Raw genomic sequence first — 15,267 nt, forward strand, 5'->3', positions numbered from 1 at the left:
GCCTTATAGCTATCCTCGTCCCTTTATCATCTAATATCCCAGAATTATATCGTTGCTCAACACGAGCAATTCGCTGGCGGACAATACCACTATAGTTATGATGATTACTGCTATGGAAAACATCCATTCCTTTCCTGCATCTTGTTTCATTGCTGTTGCGCTGCCTGGCAAATAAATACCATTAAATGCAGAGTCCATGTCTTTACCGATGCCAATATTATTGAAGAATGATCGGTTCTCTTTCCACACCTCAGCGGGTATAACATGGTAAGCAGAGAGTCGATCTCCAACTTTGCCAGACTTATCTTTAACTAATATACCGCTATTAAATAACCCCCCACGGATCCACCCATCCCAGCGCATTCGGCGCATACTGGTAAAGGTTTATCCCCCGCCAGCCCTATCGGGTCCTGATGCGTAAACCGCCCACAGTCCGGGTCATAATACCGAAACAGATTGTTGTCAGTCCTATCTCACGGTCCAGGTATTGCCCCTGCATACGTAGGTTCTGAGAATATCCTGATAGCTGCGTCCCGCTTCCCTGCAGCATTTTTTCCAGGCACTATTCGCCCCTTCCCAGCGCATCTGCTCCTGGCCAGGCAGCGTGTCGTCCTGAACAAGCAAACGCCCGGCGCTGTCATACTGCCAGCGGTACCAGCTGAACGGGTTGTCGTCACGCTCTTCCCGCACCAGGTTATTGCGGTAGTCGTAATCCCAGCGGCGGGACTCGCATCGCGGTGCCGGACGTTGGCATTGTCGGTAAAGACGTTCCGGCAATGCAGTCGATCAAGGCGGTCATATTCGCTGCGGGTGGTCAGCAGCCCCTGGGGGCGGCTGGTCTCACGGTGAAGTTCGTCGCGGCTAAAATCTGAGACCGACAGCTTATTGAGAGCAGGGTGAACAAGGGACGAAGAAGCAGGCAAGATGCGTGCGTAAGGAAAAGATTACATCGTTAAAGATGGCGATGTGATGAACTCTTGTTTAACGTTTGATTTTCTTACGGGGTTAAAACACATTTTTCCAGGAGTTCTGTCTTCACACTGGCCTCAAAAGGTATGCTTTCAACAGTCGCAAGCTTTATTTTCGACACACCATCATTAAATAATTGCGAGGTTTTTAACACCAATGCGCATTCAATTCATGATTTTATATTATTCCATTTGCAATAATCCCTCCAGGATTTTTCATCTCTGAAACCAGAACGATAATTACAATAAATTGCACCTGAACAATTCCAATGGTCATATGCCGCATTAATATGGCCCCATGCACCATGAATTGGGAGGTCAACATTAGTTTTTTCTTTGAACCAATCCCTTAATTTTTTTATGACTTTCCCCTCTGGATTTTTTTGCTCCCCATCAATTAATTTATAAGGTGCGAAACTCCAACTACCTATAATAGCATTTTCATCATTAGGTTGAATAAAGTTAACTATCAAATAAATATCACCATGCGTGTTTCCTTTTATGTTAAAAATAGCTCTATAAGAGACTGTATCACATCCCTTATCTGGCCAAGGCTCCCAATTTAAATTATTATTATTCATTATTTCTTTTTTGGTTATAAGTGGTGTCAGCATCAGCATTTTATTGAAGAAAAAAGCGCCTGTATCTATAGCAAGATTCATAGTCATATTCCGATATCAAAAGGCTTGCTAATAGGCTCAAGCACAATTTTATAATTTGAAAGGAAAATTATGTTCCTCCTCCCTGACCAAAAACAACAGGATCTTATGATAATGCTTGTCCCGTTCCAGCAACTGCATCTCGTTTTACACGGTACGCCTAAATTTTGCTACGGAATCCAAATATTCTATGTGGCTGTACCTGCAAACTCTCCCATAGTTTTTGTCTACTACCGCCAGCGGCATCGAGAGTTGCCTTATCAAAATAAAAACCAGATTGTCCAGGAGCACCACCGTAGATGACATCACCTTCTTTTAACATTGTGTTAGACCATAAGTCGCGTCCTTTGTACTCCCCATGACCTTGCCACTGCCTGCCGAAAGCAGCCTGATTATGGTCATTTGCTTTCGTCGGTGCACATCTTGGTTTCAACCCCCACGGATCCCCCCATCCCAGCGCATTCGGCGCATACTGGTAAAGGTTTATCCCCCCGCCAGCCCTATCGGGTCCTGATGCGTAAACCGCCCATAGTCCGGGTCGTAATACCGGAATAGAATGTAGTGCAGACCTGTCTCACGATCCGGGTATTGCCCCGCATACGCAGGTTCTGAGAATATCCTGATAACTGCGTCTCGCTTTCCCGCAACAGCTTGCCCCAGGCGCTGTTCACCCCTCCCCAGCGCACCTGCCCTTCGCTATCCGTCATCCGCTCCGGCGTACCGTTGGGCTGGCAGTGGAACCAGAAGATCTCCGGTGCATCCACGCCATCAATACGCGCCAGCGGATCGTAGCTGTCCTGGTCGCAGTAGACACAGGTCAGCGGCACGTCCCCGTGCACTTCCTGCAGCAGGCGGAACCCTTCCCAGACAAACCGGGTGGTGACAAGCTTACCGGTTGGCTGCCCGCCCAGCATCTGGTGTCGCATTTTGCTGATGCGGCGACCGAGCAGATCGTAGCGGAAACTTACCTGCGTCTGCGGTTTGTTGCGGTTCCTCGGGTTTGGCCGTTATCCTTCTCTACGGTGCGAGCATGGATATTATTATGCCAGCGAATACCATTCAGCTGCGTCAGGCGGTTGTGCGTAACCTTCTCAGCAGAACCTTCAAGCGGTTTACCGGCAGCATCCCAGCGCCACTGCTCCTGCCCGGGTAGCGTGCCGTCCTGAACAAGCAAACGCCCGACCCTTTCGTATTGCCAGCGGTACCAGCTGAACGGGTTATCATCCCGATCTTCCCGTACCAGGTTATTGCGGTAGTCGTAATCCCAGTGGCGGGACTCGCATCGTGGTGTCGGACGCTGGGCATTGCCGGTAAAGACGTCCCGGCGATGCAGTCGACCAAAATAGTCGTACTCGTTGCGGGTGGTCAGCGCCCCCTGCGTGCAGAATGGAAAAATTGCACTGTTAAAGATGGCGATATACTAAACTTCCTGAGTAAAGTTTAAATAGTTTCAGTTGTGTCTTGAGACTCTCTTTACCTTATGGCATTTACAAATAACCAACGCCATATCTTGATTTTTTATTGAAAGATCAACTAAGGTGTATATAGTGAATCCTGAAAGTGAGTAATTCATCTCGCCATAAATCCAATTTTTACAAAATTATTATCTAACTATTCTTTATGCATTTCATTATACATTTCTCTTTTTTAGACTCATTTTTAAAAGATGTACAAAGAAGATTATTATTTCATTTAGAAAAAAGGGATTAATCCGAGTTTTTATCTCGTATACCAAATAAGGCAGTCATCTATAATAAATTTAAATATCACTATTGGACAATATGACTTCCGTTACATGAATGGATAACTCATATATGTAATGTACGATTTATTACCATCAGAGATTAAGATCCCATCCAATATATATCCCACAATCAAAGGATCTTTCATTTGATTGCACTGTTATCTCTCCCCATTCATAAGTCCATTTTGTTCCATATGGAGGCTTATTTATCTTTCCCATATTGTTTCTGGAAAATTTATTTTGAACCCATTCTGTCAATCGTCTTTCTTCCTCTTCTAGATTTTTTAACGATGCCCTCTTATCCCAATCTTTGAGTGATTGATAAAAATCTCCGTCTTTACTTGTAAGAAAAAGAGATGGGTTAAATGAGAAAATTGCTGGTCTGAACTCTACGATAAAGTTCTGCCCTTCCCATTCAATATCATTTTTCGAAAAATAAAATTTACCTATCTTAGTGAATTGCGGATGGGTTTTGTAAAATTCAGATGAAGTGAATGTTTCAAAAGAGCTAAGTTCAATAGGATAACCATCAATTTTAACATTCCCATTTTTAACATTAAATGTCATCTTCTTCATATATCTATAATCTTACCAGGAATTAATTTACCTCTTGCTTCTTCAGGTATGTAAAACTGCCCCCCCTTTCCGGATTGAGGATTCGCCGTTGCACAACCCCTAGAAACAAATATATCCTTAATACATAATATTCCCTAACTTTGGTTCCTATAGGGAAATCTGAGTTAAGTGTCACTTGTGACACCTCATGATATCCTAATGAATCACCTTTAGATTGCCTAACTGTAGTATGAGTTATGGTGTATGCAGGTAACTGATCACCATTTGAATGCAATGCATAGAGGATCGTTCTTTTTTAAGCGTTCTGTTCGAGTAACTATCAATACCTTTATAATCTTTATTATGAGGTCCTTGCCACTTACCACATTAGCACCATCAACTTCGCGATAAACATTCCAGTATTCATTACCATGAATATGAGGTTGAGAGGAAATCTGGACGTTATCTTTCAACACATTCGGTAAGTTTATGGAGTCATAGCGCCAGCGAATGCCACAAAGTCGTCTGTGGTTTGTTAGCATAACCTTAAATACCGAACATCAATAAAATTTATATGATACTTTTTGTTAAGAAAATAATCTGTAATCTTTATAGCAGCGTACACTAATGCACTGTAAGAGGTATACATATTGTTCTATTGACAACATGCGTACCGTAAAGTTATTAACAGTCCATAACCTGGTTTTTTAGAATCGAGGGTTCCACAGCGGATTCATTATTCAAATCCTAACACCCTCGATTGTGGTCGAACATTAACATTTTAAATCGAATATATTAAATTAAATAATTTCCGATCTTCACCTTCAGGTCCGAATTCATATTCATCACCAACTAACCTCAGTATTTTTTCTTCATCTACAAAGAAACCTCTGTATACTATAGCGGAAATTACCCTTCCAAATATATCTGAAGAAACGTGTCTTCTCAATGTTTTAAGATCTGCTAAATTATCTCTAAGAATATAATAAGCGTAATTCATTAGAATGAAGTTGGATATTAATAAATTTTTTGTAGATTGATACTTATCAAAACACTGCTCCAAAGCTTTATATATTATTTTTTTAGATTTTTTATATGCATTAATAAAATTGCCAGGATCGATAAGATAGCAATTTTTATCATTAAACAACAGGTGATTAACTTCGTTATTCGCAACAAACAAAAAATTCAATACCGATGATTGATAGTATTTTATAGCCTTAATATCTCCAAAGTTTTTCTTTTTTTCAAATTGTGCATAAAATTGCTCAAGCAATGATAATACAGTTACATTGCCATGCTGAACAGTATTTATACAGAGCCCATCATTAGTAATGCATAGTAAATTATAAGAGTCATCATCCATGCCCATTTCAAAACACAAAAACCTTAAAAAAAAGTCTTTTGCTTTTATTGCGTAATCTTCTTTACTGTTTTTTAAGGAAAGAAGTTGATGTATATAAAATAATATAACGATATCTTTATCTATACGCTGTCGATTATCTATTTGAAACAGATAACCTAATCGAGAAAGAAAAACTTCAAATGCATATTTCCCTTCTTCACTTAGGCCTAGCTTCTTTAATGCACGCTGTAACATAACCTTAGGAAAGCAAGTTTGCCAACGACTCAACTCTGCATACTTCCCATTTTCTTTTTTAAAATAAACGGGAAAAAGGTCTGGTTCATCTTGAACATAGACATAATTTCCAAAACTTTCAATCTCTGCTCTCGCATTAGTGAAGTGTTCAATTTTATGTAGATACATTTCAAAAATCATTAAGTAATCCTCTTACCACATTTCTTCCAATTACCTTTAGCATCTTTCTTTTCAATCTGGAATGAAGTGATTTTATCATTAAAACGAGAAAGGATATTTTTACCGATGCCCCTTGCTCCAGGTTCATTTCTCTTTGATAGAACTCCATCTTTCAGCCCGGTTTCTTTGTAATCAACTTTTGATATATCACTATGTTGATTAAGAAGCTCAACCCCAGAGTCATTTACGGTCATAACGGCACGATACTTTTCATTTCCAGGGTTAAACCCTGGTCGGCTATCATGATTAACCCATATGGCTTTTTCACCACGATTATTAGGAACCAATCCGCCTTTACCATCGCGTTCAGAAGCTGATGCAATCGCTTCATCTTTACTCATATAGCGTATAACTTCCTCTTGTTTTAATCCCAGAGGGTCTATTCGGGTTAAACTATTTGCACCATACTGGTAAAGGTTTATCCCCCCCGCCAGCCCTATCGGGTCCTGCTGCGTAAACCGTCCGCAGTCCGGGTCGTAATACCGGAACAGATTGTAGTGCAGCCCCGTCTCACGGTCCAGGTATTGCCCCTGCATCCGCAGGTTCTGAGAATATCCTGATATCAGCGTCTCGCTTTCCCGCAGCAGCTTGCCCCAGGCGCTGTTCACCCCTTCCCAGCGCACCTGCCCCTCGATATCCGTCATCCGCTCCGGCGTGCCGTTGGGCTGACAGTGGAACCAGAAGATTTCCGGGGCATCTACGCCGTCAATTCGCGCCAGCGGGTCGTAGCTGTCCTGATCGCTGTAGACGTAGGTCAGCGGCACGTCCCCGTGCACTTCCTGCAGCAGGCGGAAACCTTCCCAGACAAACCGGGTGCTGACCGGCTTGCCGGTTGGCTGCCCGCCCAGCATCTGGCGACGCGTTTTGCTGATGCGTCGCCCAAGCGGATCGTAGCGGAAGCTGACCTGCGTCTGCGGTTTGTTGCGGTCCCGCGGCTGGCTGATGACTTCCGTCAGACGGTGCTCACCGTCGTAGCGGTAATGCCAGCGGATCTGGCCGTTATCCTTCTCCACGGTGCGGCCGTGGATATCATAACGCCAGCGAATGCCGTTCAGCTGCGCCAGGCGGTTGTGTGTGACCTTCTCAGCAGTACCTTCGAGCGGGTTACCGGCAGCATCCCAGCGCCACTGTTCCTGGCCGGGCAGCGTGCCGTCCTGAATCAGCAGACGCCCGGCGCTGTCGTACTGCCAGCGGTACCAGCTGAACGGGTTATCGTCCCGCTCTTCCCGCACCAGGTTATTGCGGTAGTCGTAATCCCAGCGGCGGGACCAGCGGCGAGGCGACGGGCGCTGGGCATTGCCGGTAAAGACGTCCCGGCGATGCAGTCGCCCAAGACGATCGTATTCGCTACGGGTGGTCAGCAGCCCCTGGGTGCGGCTGGTCTCCCGGTGGAGTTCGTCGCGGGTAAAATCGGAGACCGACAGCTTATCGAGGGCAATGCTGAGCAGATGCCCGCTGCCGTAGTAGAACTGTTTCAGCTCGCGGCCATCGGGCAGCGTAACGGAGGTGCGGTTGCCGAGAGCATCATACTCCCATGCCAGCTCACCGTGCTCGCCCACTTCACGCGTGACACGCCCCAGGGCGTCGTACTCAAAGGCGAGTTCCTGTTCTGCCTCTGCACTCCAGGCGTCAACGGAAAGTGCCGGATGAAGTCCAATGCGACTCAGCAAACCTGACGGTGTGTAGTGATAACGGGTCTGCCCTTCCGGCGTGGTGCGGGCAACCAGCTGGCCACTCGCGCTCCAGGCGAAGGCATGGGTGATGGCTTCCGGATGACCGGCGGCAAACGTGCGCGTTATCGTTCGCCCGCATGCGTCATAGCGATACTGCGAGGTTACGCCATCGAGCCCCACCTCTTCCAGCAGCAGCGAGTCCGCGCCCCAGCGGAACTGGTACGCTTCGCCGTTTTCATTTTCCAGGGCAATCAGTCGCCCGCGGCTGTCCCAGCGGCGACGGACCTCTTCACCCTGAGTGTTACGCGTAGCGGTTAATCGTCCTGCCTCGTCGTATTTAAACTCACTTTCTTTGCCATCAGCGCCCGCATGCGTCACCGGCAGGCCGCGTTCGTTCCATGCAAGTGACTCTGTCCAGCCTTCCGGTCGATCGAGTTGCACCGGACGCCCTGCGGCATCGTAGCGATAGCGCGTCTCTTCGCCGTCAGCGCCGATCTCAGTCGTTAACCAGCCCAGCGGATGATAGGTATAGCGGGTTATTCGTCCTGAACAGTCTGTGGCACGAATGACCTGCCCGGCCTCGTTGTACTCCTGGTAGCGACGGTTTCCCGCGGCATCAACTTCTTCAACGACCTGACCAAACTCGTCCCGGCGCAGCAATGTTGTCTGCCCCATCGGGTCTACCACACGCTTCAGCCCGTGATGTTCGTCGTACCAGAAACGGGTCGCACTGCCGTCGGCTTCAATGATGGCTGACGGCAGCGCGCGGTGCTCCAGCCAGGTGGTGGTGCGGGTATTGCCGTCGGCGTCGATTTCCTGCACCCGGTTGCCCATTTCGTCGTAGACAAAGGTGACGGCGTTACCGAGCGGATCGATGCGACGGGTCAGAAGTTCGTTGTCATCCCACTCATAGCGCCAGTTTTCACCGCGCTCGTCAACGTAGCGGACAATCAGATTCTGGGCATTCCAGTAGTGGCGGCGCGTCTGACCATCGTAGTGTTCGACGGTCGTCAGCCCGGCGGCTAAATCGTAGGTGAAGCGGCAGCCGTCGCCGGTGCTGGTGCGGTTTTCCACAACGCGCCAGTGGTCAAATTTTTGCCAGCGGTATTCGCTCTCCAGCCCGCCCGGCAGGCGATGCCAGACCATCAGGCCGTGGTCGTTATAGCGGTATTCACGCGTTACTACGCCAGAGGCATCCGTCACACTCGCCAGCTGGCCACGCGCATCGTAACCCCACTGCATCAGCGGCCAGGTACGGTTGCCGTCAAAATGGCTGGCAGAGGTGGCGCGCAGTGGGAAACGCTCATCTTCATAACGCAGGGTGACATCAATCGCCCGTGGCTCATCGTGAAGATTGACCAGCCTGCCGTGTTCATCCCACTCCGTCAGCAGCGCGTTACCGTATTCGTCGCTGAGGGAGGCCAGACGCAGGAGGGTGGGATTCGCCCGGGTCGGTTTATACAGACGCCATACCGCACCGTCATCGTCGGCAATCGCCACGTCGCCGCTCTCATTGCGGCGGATGATGATGCCTTCGCTGATGCTGTAAAACGCGCGATCGACGGGCGGCAGCTCAAAGGTCAGCTCACGGCCGGTTTCGTCGAACCAGGTCGCGTTGTTCTCTTCGAGCATCAGATAGCTGTCAAAGGTTGTCGCCCAACCCAGACCAAACAGCCCTTCACGGGTGGTCAGGCTGTTGTAGCTGCGCTGCCAGCGCAGCGGGAAGCGCCCCGGCAGCGAGAAATCGAGTTCATCGTCATCATTCAGCACCTTCACGCCGGTTGCAGCATGTACCGGGTGCGAGGAGCCAAACACAGCATTAACGGCCATATCGGCCAGCATGCCACCGCCGGCTGCCGCCAGTGCACAGGGCATATTTTTCAGGATTTTACCCGGACGTCCGCGCAGCAGGGAGAGCGCAATCATCCCCAGCGCCAGACCCGGCGTTTTACCGCTTTTGATATCGCGGACCGTGAGCGTGTCCCCGCCGATGATCACATTCGGGGACACATCATCAGAGACAGTGCCTTCACAGGTGGTGCGATCTTTTGCACGTACCGCGGGCTGCCCGTTAATGAAGACGCTCTTAGAGCCCTCCGCGAGGTATTGCGGCCCGGAGTGCTTTTCGCACGCCACCTTGTCTTCTTCCAGCGGCGAGGTTCCCGCGGCGGCAGAAGCCACGCTCGGCTGCCACATCTCGCTGCCAAACTGTCCAGCGGCGGAAAGCAGCATGCCGGCGTAATCGGCAAAGCTGCCCGGAGACTGTGGTTCAGGTGACGGTGTGTCGGCGGGCGTCAGCGTCCCGGCCGCTCGTGCCGCGGGAATCGCGTTCGTCAGAACGTTATCAGACCCGGTGGTAATTTTGCCCGCTGGTGATGGCGGGAACAGCGCGTTGCCTAAGCCTTCGGCGGCGTTGCTGATATCGTCAGTTATACCTGCCACGTTTGCCAGTACGCCGCCAATGATCCCACTTAACAGACAGCTGGATCCAATCGCCGCCACGCCCGCGGCGGCGGCACCCGCCCCCAGCAGCGGAGCAGCAACGGTTGCCGCCGCGCCTACGGCAGCGCCGATAACGGCATAGGCCGCACCTTCCGCCACAATACTGGTGATATCCGCAAAAATGCTGGAGTGAATGATCTCGTCGCCCTGACGGGCCGCGTTGTTATCGCTCATGCCTTACACATTCCGGTTGTCGTTTAGCGTCAAACTCTGCTTAAGCGCGCTCCAGCGCACCTCATCCTCTGCGGTGAATGCTCTGAGCGCCGAGAGGGTAAAAATCATCAACACCGGCTTGCCCGGCGTTTGTACGGCCAGCTGTTTTTGCCAAATGCGCTGTCCGTTACTGTCAAAGGTCGTCTCGACTTCCAGCGCGTTAATTTTTCCGTCAGGCCCGACCTTTACGCTCTGGAATGCACTTTGGGCAATCTCGCCCATCTGCGGACGTAGTAGTTCCCACTGGCGGTGAAACTCTTTCTCATAGTCGCTGCCATCCGGAATAACGCCGCGACTGACCACCACGGACAACCCGCTTTCGTCGTCGCGAATAATGTTCATACTGTTATCCTGCCACGCGGCAGGAAAAAGGGAGAAGGAACCTTCCTGGAGGGTATATTTCATAAGTGAACTCGGGATGATTAATAGTGTGAGAAATAAAAGGGGCCAATCCATGCTGGCCTTTGGGCTGGCGAATGCATTATTTAAGCCACTGACCTGACTGTTCAACTAACACATGGCTGCCTTTGCTCACGACCAATTTCACGGGTGAGTAAGTCACGGTGTAAGCGATCTCGCCATTCTTATAGGTAGAACCAATTATTTTACCTGCAGGATCGTGCAACGTTTTCCCCTTAAGGGAGATCGTACTATTATCACTTTTGCGCACGCCGAGATAATACATCTGGTCACATTCACTAGTAAAACGCCCGCATTTATTGACCAGAGAAATAGCGAACTTTTCAGTATCGAGTTTTCGGGTTTCAACTGTCTGAGCCGAAGCAGCTTTATGTAACGTATAACGCTGCGGAGCATAATAATTTCCTTTTTGAGGAGGAGTAACTAAACGCCATTCCATTTCACTCCCCTTAATTTCCAGAACAGCCCGTCCGCCTATACCGCCAAACGAAGAGTTGAACTCAACATTGGCACGATTGCCCGCGATCGTACCGCTAAGATTACGCTCATCATCTTCCGGGCAATCAATGCGGTTTCCTCTTTGAGAAATATAGCAATAAGATCCGGAGATACGGCCACCTGATTCAGCTAACCGCAGAGTTAACGTCGAGTCGTTCGCGTACTCGCCTGACCATACTCCGCCAAATGCGGGACCAGATTGGCTTATCGTTTCAAAATGCAGTGTGCCAAATCTTGCAGCCCATTTTTTAATATCGCCGTTAATATCCTGGCGATGTTCAGAAAACTGATAATGAATAACGTCAGATTCGGGTACGACCCAGGCAGCGTAGATTTTGCCATCTGGTTCGATAACCAAAGCAGAGGCGTTTTCCAGATAAAGATCTTTTAGCCAGCCTTCAATCAACAATCCTCCGTCAGCCGTGGAATGCGGTTCACCAAATACATCAAAATTGTTGATAAACGTCTGGTAATCGCTTCCCAGGGCCTTTCTGAGGAGGTCAGTCACTTCGCTATCGTTAACGATGCGACTGACCGTATTGAGCTTATTGTATTGTGATAACTCTAGCGCAGTTGCAGTTTCAGTTGCATCTGCCAAGAAAGCGGTGAGCAATACGGCTGCCAGATATTTCCTTTTCATAAATTACTCTGGATTTCCATTGTCGTAATTCATTGTTATCTTCACAATTTTACTGTCTTTGATCTCAAAAGAGAGGACCTTTTTACCCAACTCATAGGTAATCCATTGTTCTCCGGCATCCTTTGCGACCTGACCGTCACCGTATGCTGTGTTCAAGTCCGTTCTCGTTGAACCAACATGGACACCACGCGGCGTTGCGGCATCTGTAGCAGTCAGCGTGATCTGCGACACGATATAATCATCAACGCTTCGTTCCGCTTTATCCCACCAGAGATTGGAACTGAAAATGTCTAACCCAGACTTTTGATGCTGGAAGAATTTATAGTTAGCTCCGTCAAAAGGAACCTCACCGGTAAAACTGCCTTCCACTGGCACGTCAATTCTGCGCGCAACGTCAGGAGTCCATCTTTCACCCAATTCGACAGGCTGGCTTTTTATCTGCACAGAAAAATCGTGATTTGTCAGAACGGGCGGTATAACTTGAGCCAATACCGCACTGCTGCACAGACAGGTAAGCATCAGAACAAAAAAAAGATATGTCGGAGTCTGTTTTTTCACGTTAATCGTCATTTTCTCAATCTAAATTACGCTTCTCACCGATGTGGGAAACCGCGAGTCATGGAAGCTGTTTTCTTAGTCAGCGCTAATAACAACAGAGCTCAGACAGTCAGGTTTTTTTACGGTGAAACTGAAACTCACTTTTTGTCCATTCATATCTTTTAGTGCTGTATAACTGGTCACTTCATTCTCCGAGCGGCCTCGGGGATAATCAGTTAACGTCAGTTGTGGGTAATGCTTTTTAACGGTTTGAAGTGTGATGCACTGGCCTGATGGTGAAAAATTCAGTAAGGGAGCCATGCCATCATTTTCTTTGCTTACTCGTAAATCAATGGTAGTAATGCTCGTACCCTCCAAAAGCTTGAAATCATCAGCATGGTAGAAGTTCATATATGCATTATTTTTCATGTAGTTAAAATGCAACGACATGTCATTTAGACTCGTAACGGATAACGTTTTGAGTGAGGCGCTCATTTGTGAAATGAACGCCCAGAGATCCTTTTTCTCTGAATCTCCCTCAGCCATTCCCGTTGTTAATAATGCAATAAGCACTGCTACGACCTTACTCACCTTTAGTCGTAAATTTCTCCTGCACCGCCGCATCAATATCCCCTTTATGCCCGGAACCCGGCGCCGTGGTGCCCGGTTGTGTGCCAGACGTATTCAGGTGCAGCTTACCGCCGGTGGTGATATGACCATCTCCTTCAACGAAGAAATTAAACTCTTTGCCGATGAGGTTAATCTTGCCGTTAGCGTTCAGCTCAATTGCGCTTTCACCAGAGACCAGCCGTAGCTTCGTACCAGAAGCAATGACATATTGCTCCACCGCCGCATCCAGCTTGCCTTTGCCCGTCAGGATCTCTGTTCCGCCTTTCACCGCCTGGATCTGATTCGCTTCCACCCGATGCAGTTCATTTTTCTTCACATAATGGCTGCGCTCGCCACCGACGCTGTGCGTTTCATCGTTCTTAATGCTGGTGTCCATGTTGCGCTCAGCCTGGATCCACACCTGCTCTGCACCCGCCTTGTCCTCAAAGCGCAGGGCATTGGCATTATCCACGGAGCCATCCTTCGTGCGGCTCATAAAACCCATCTGCGTGGCCGCCGCCGGCAGCGCCCACGGCGGCATGCTTGCTTCGTTATACACCCGCCCGGTGATAATCGGACGGTCCGGGTCGCCGTTGATAAAGTCCACCACCACCTCATCGCCGACGCGCGGAATTTGCACCCCGCCGTACCCCTGACCCGCCCAGGCGCTCGACACACGCACCCAGCAGGAGCTGGTGTCATCCCCCTTCGCCAGACGGTCCCAGTGGAATTTCACCTTCACGCGGCCATATTTGTCCGTCCAGATACTCTCCCCATTTGGCCCCACAACTTTTGCCGTCTGCGGGCCGTAGGTGCGCGGCCACGCCGTGCTCTGCGCCGGACGGTATGACACCGACGCCGGGATGACCGCGAAATCAGTGCGGTGAAGGGTTTCCCCCTCGCCGCTCGCGTAGCGGTTCTCCTCGAAATGGTAACCCGCCGCCGTGACCAGATAGTCACCGTTATCACTGAAGAACGGGGCGTTAGTCAGGGTGAAGGTGTGTCCCGGTGCAATACCCGCGGCCGTGGCCGTCGCCTGAATCTGCTGGTGCTCCACCTGCCAGCGCTCCTGACGGATACGGGCGTAGAACTCCGCATGCCCGGTCTCAACAAACCGTCCCGGCCAGTCGTACACGTCGATACTGCCCGGTTTCGGTGACGCCGGGTTCTGCTGCGCCTGGAACAGCCACGCGTTCGGCTTGCGGAAGTCGTAGTCATCGAGGCTGTAAATCCCCGGGGTGACGCTGTCCTCCAGCGCCCACTGGCTGATGCCTTCTTCATCCGTACTGCCGCCTGACGGCGTCTGGTGGTAAGGAATGACCTCATAGCCGCTGAACGGCTGATGCTGCGTGGCGGCGTCGGTGAGCACCAGGGTGTGCTTGTCGGCGTCGTGGCTGAAGTGGTATGCAATCCCCTCCAGCTCCATCAGACGGCTGATAAAGTCCAGGCTCGACTCCTGATACTGCACGCAGTAGTCCCACACCCGGTAGCTCCCGGTGAGCTTATCCTCCACGTTAACCTGATGTTCACCCAGCAGGGTTTTCACAATCTGCGGTACCGTCTGGCCCTGGAAGATACGCAGGTTACGGTCGCGCTTCATCGGCCACAGGTCCGGCTCCACCGTCAGCTGGTACACCGCATAGCGGGTGCCCGTCAGCTCGACGGCACTCACCGCCACGCGGGTGATTTTTCCATTGATATAGCGGGGCGTCAGCAGGCTCTGCGTCGGGATGGTCACCGTGACCGGCTGACCCAGCAGTTTGCTGCGGTCAATGCGCGCATCCGTGCCAAGCAAGGTCAGCGTCAGGGCGAACGACTCGGACATCGCCTCGCGACCTGTGAGTTTCCAGAACAGAAGCCCCTCCACCGGGAGCTGAACGGTAATTCGGTTGAGCATAATCTTTATTCCGTAATGGTTTTATGCTGGAGAAGATAATAAAAAACGGATAAATGAAAAAAGTCATTTACTATTACATGTAACCAGGCAGATGAAAAATCATCTGAGGGAAATCAACGAGGAATCTATCATTTAATATGGAACACTTAATTAACTAATTAAAAATACACCCTACGCATGGCACCATACTTTCCCCATGCTAAAAACAAAGCATTGGTATAAAGCACACATTTCTTCCGCAGCGATGAAATTTCCCCAGCACGTCCACAGTGTTACTCCCGGAGATGGATACCCCCTCTCATTCGTCAAGCCGACTTCAGTAATGTGTGGTGGAGTCAAACCTGCTGGCTTAACACGCATGGGCAATATCACCTGGTAATGAAGTATTTACTTGTCAGTTGAGGTGTACAGCCATTTCCAATCGTTCGCCTCAAGGTCTTCGTTACTGGTAGCGGAGGCTATGGGAAACGGATAGTTGTTCTAAGTGTTTATAATGTCTCTTCACTTAGGCCGCGGAGGCTAGCCAGATACCA

10 protein-coding genes and 2 pseudogenes are annotated in these 15,267 nt (G+C 49.5%); all 12 read right to left on the reverse strand.

The features are described 5' to 3' along the window. Positions 1-30: 30 nt before the first annotated feature. A complete protein-coding gene (locus tag ACN9MQ_RS13015) occupies positions 31-363 on the reverse strand; it encodes a hypothetical protein (protein WP_049021902.1) in 333 nt (110 codons plus the stop codon). Next, a pseudogene (locus tag ACN9MQ_RS13020) lies at positions 332-914 on the reverse strand (RHS repeat-associated core domain-containing protein); the annotation flags it as partial. The gene ACN9MQ_RS13015 and the pseudogene ACN9MQ_RS13020, both read right to left, overlap by 32 nt. A gap of 224 nt (positions 915-1,138) precedes the next feature. Then, positions 1,139-1,630: a hypothetical protein gene (locus ACN9MQ_RS13025; RefSeq protein ID WP_073397441.1), complete on the reverse strand. Its 492-nt coding sequence runs from the start codon at positions 1,628-1,630 to the stop codon at positions 1,139-1,141. A 157-nt stretch (positions 1,631-1,787) separates the two neighbouring features. Then, positions 1,788-3,008 (reverse strand): annotated as a pseudogene (locus ACN9MQ_RS13030) (RHS repeat domain-containing protein); the annotation flags it as partial. Positions 3,009-3,464: 456 nt separating this feature from the next. Beyond that, positions 3,465-3,947, reverse strand: a complete 483-nt coding sequence (locus ACN9MQ_RS13035; RefSeq protein ID WP_044867402.1) for a hypothetical protein — start codon at positions 3,945-3,947, stop codon at positions 3,465-3,467. Positions 3,948-4,707: 760 nt separating this feature from the next. Next, positions 4,708-5,706 carry a hypothetical protein gene (locus ACN9MQ_RS13040; RefSeq protein ID WP_426020992.1) on the reverse strand — a complete coding sequence of 333 codons (999 nt, stop codon included), beginning with the start codon at positions 5,704-5,706 and terminating at the stop codon, positions 4,708-4,710. Beyond that, the gene (locus ACN9MQ_RS13045) at positions 5,706-10,094 is read right to left on the reverse strand and encodes an RHS repeat-associated core domain-containing protein (RefSeq protein WP_426020991.1); all 4,389 of its coding nucleotides are present in this window, start codon (positions 10,092-10,094) and stop codon (positions 5,706-5,708) included. The genes ACN9MQ_RS13040 and ACN9MQ_RS13045 overlap by 1 nt, the downstream gene beginning before the upstream one ends. Before the next feature lie 3 nt (positions 10,095-10,097). Beyond that, positions 10,098-10,538, reverse strand: coding sequence for a DcrB-related protein (locus ACN9MQ_RS13050; RefSeq protein ID WP_041162718.1), 441 nt, complete (start codon positions 10,536-10,538; stop codon positions 10,098-10,100). A gap of 76 nt (positions 10,539-10,614) precedes the next feature. After that, positions 10,615-11,691: a hypothetical protein gene (locus tag ACN9MQ_RS13055; protein WP_426020990.1), complete on the reverse strand. Its 1,077-nt coding sequence runs from the start codon at positions 11,689-11,691 to the stop codon at positions 10,615-10,617. A gap of 3 nt (positions 11,692-11,694) precedes the next feature. Then, positions 11,695-12,249 (reverse strand): hypothetical protein, encoded by a 555-nt coding sequence (locus ACN9MQ_RS13060; RefSeq protein ID WP_229216804.1) that lies wholly within the window; start codon positions 12,247-12,249, stop codon positions 11,695-11,697. Between the two features lie 75 nt (positions 12,250-12,324). Further along, positions 12,325-12,819 (reverse strand): hypothetical protein, encoded by a 495-nt coding sequence (locus tag ACN9MQ_RS13065; RefSeq protein WP_426020989.1) that lies wholly within the window; start codon positions 12,817-12,819, stop codon positions 12,325-12,327. After that, complete coding sequence (locus ACN9MQ_RS13070) at positions 12,812-14,734, reverse strand: type VI secretion system Vgr family protein (RefSeq protein WP_180251538.1); 1,923 nt, start codon at positions 14,732-14,734, stop codon at positions 12,812-12,814. The genes ACN9MQ_RS13065 and ACN9MQ_RS13070 overlap by 8 nt, the downstream gene beginning before the upstream one ends. Between the last annotated feature and the right edge of the window lie 533 nt (positions 14,735-15,267).

Origin of the sequence: Enterobacter sp. R-25, assembly GCF_049913205.1 — a bacterium.
Taxonomy (GTDB): Bacteria; Pseudomonadota; Gammaproteobacteria; order Enterobacterales; family Enterobacteriaceae; genus Enterobacter; species Enterobacter ludwigii.

What these genes read in the sequence shown, in the direction of transcription:
- ACN9MQ_RS13015 (WP_049021902.1), bottom strand. Translation starts at nt 363, where the DNA reads ATGCGCTGGGATGGGTGGATCCGTGGGGGGTTATTTAATAGCGGTATA.
- ACN9MQ_RS13025 (WP_073397441.1), bottom strand. Translation starts at nt 1,630, where the DNA reads ATGAATCTTGCTATAGATACAGGCGCTTTTTTCTTCAATAAAATGCTG.
- ACN9MQ_RS13035 (WP_044867402.1), bottom strand. Translation starts at nt 3,947, where the DNA reads ATGAAGAAGATGACATTTAATGTTAAAAATGGGAATGTTAAAATTGAT.
- ACN9MQ_RS13040 (WP_426020992.1), bottom strand. Translation starts at nt 5,706, where the DNA reads ATGATTTTTGAAATGTATCTACATAAAATTGAACACTTCACTAATGCG.
- ACN9MQ_RS13045 (WP_426020991.1), bottom strand. Translation starts at nt 10,094, where the DNA reads ATGAGCGATAACAACGCGGCCCGTCAGGGCGACGAGATCATTCACTCC.
- ACN9MQ_RS13050 (WP_041162718.1), bottom strand. Translation starts at nt 10,538, where the DNA reads ATGAAATATACCCTCCAGGAAGGTTCCTTCTCCCTTTTTCCTGCCGCG.
- ACN9MQ_RS13055 (WP_426020990.1), bottom strand. Translation starts at nt 11,691, where the DNA reads ATGAAAAGGAAATATCTGGCAGCCGTATTGCTCACCGCTTTCTTGGCA.
- ACN9MQ_RS13070 (WP_180251538.1), bottom strand. Translation starts at nt 14,734, where the DNA reads ATGCTCAACCGAATTACCGTTCAGCTCCCGGTGGAGGGGCTTCTGTTC.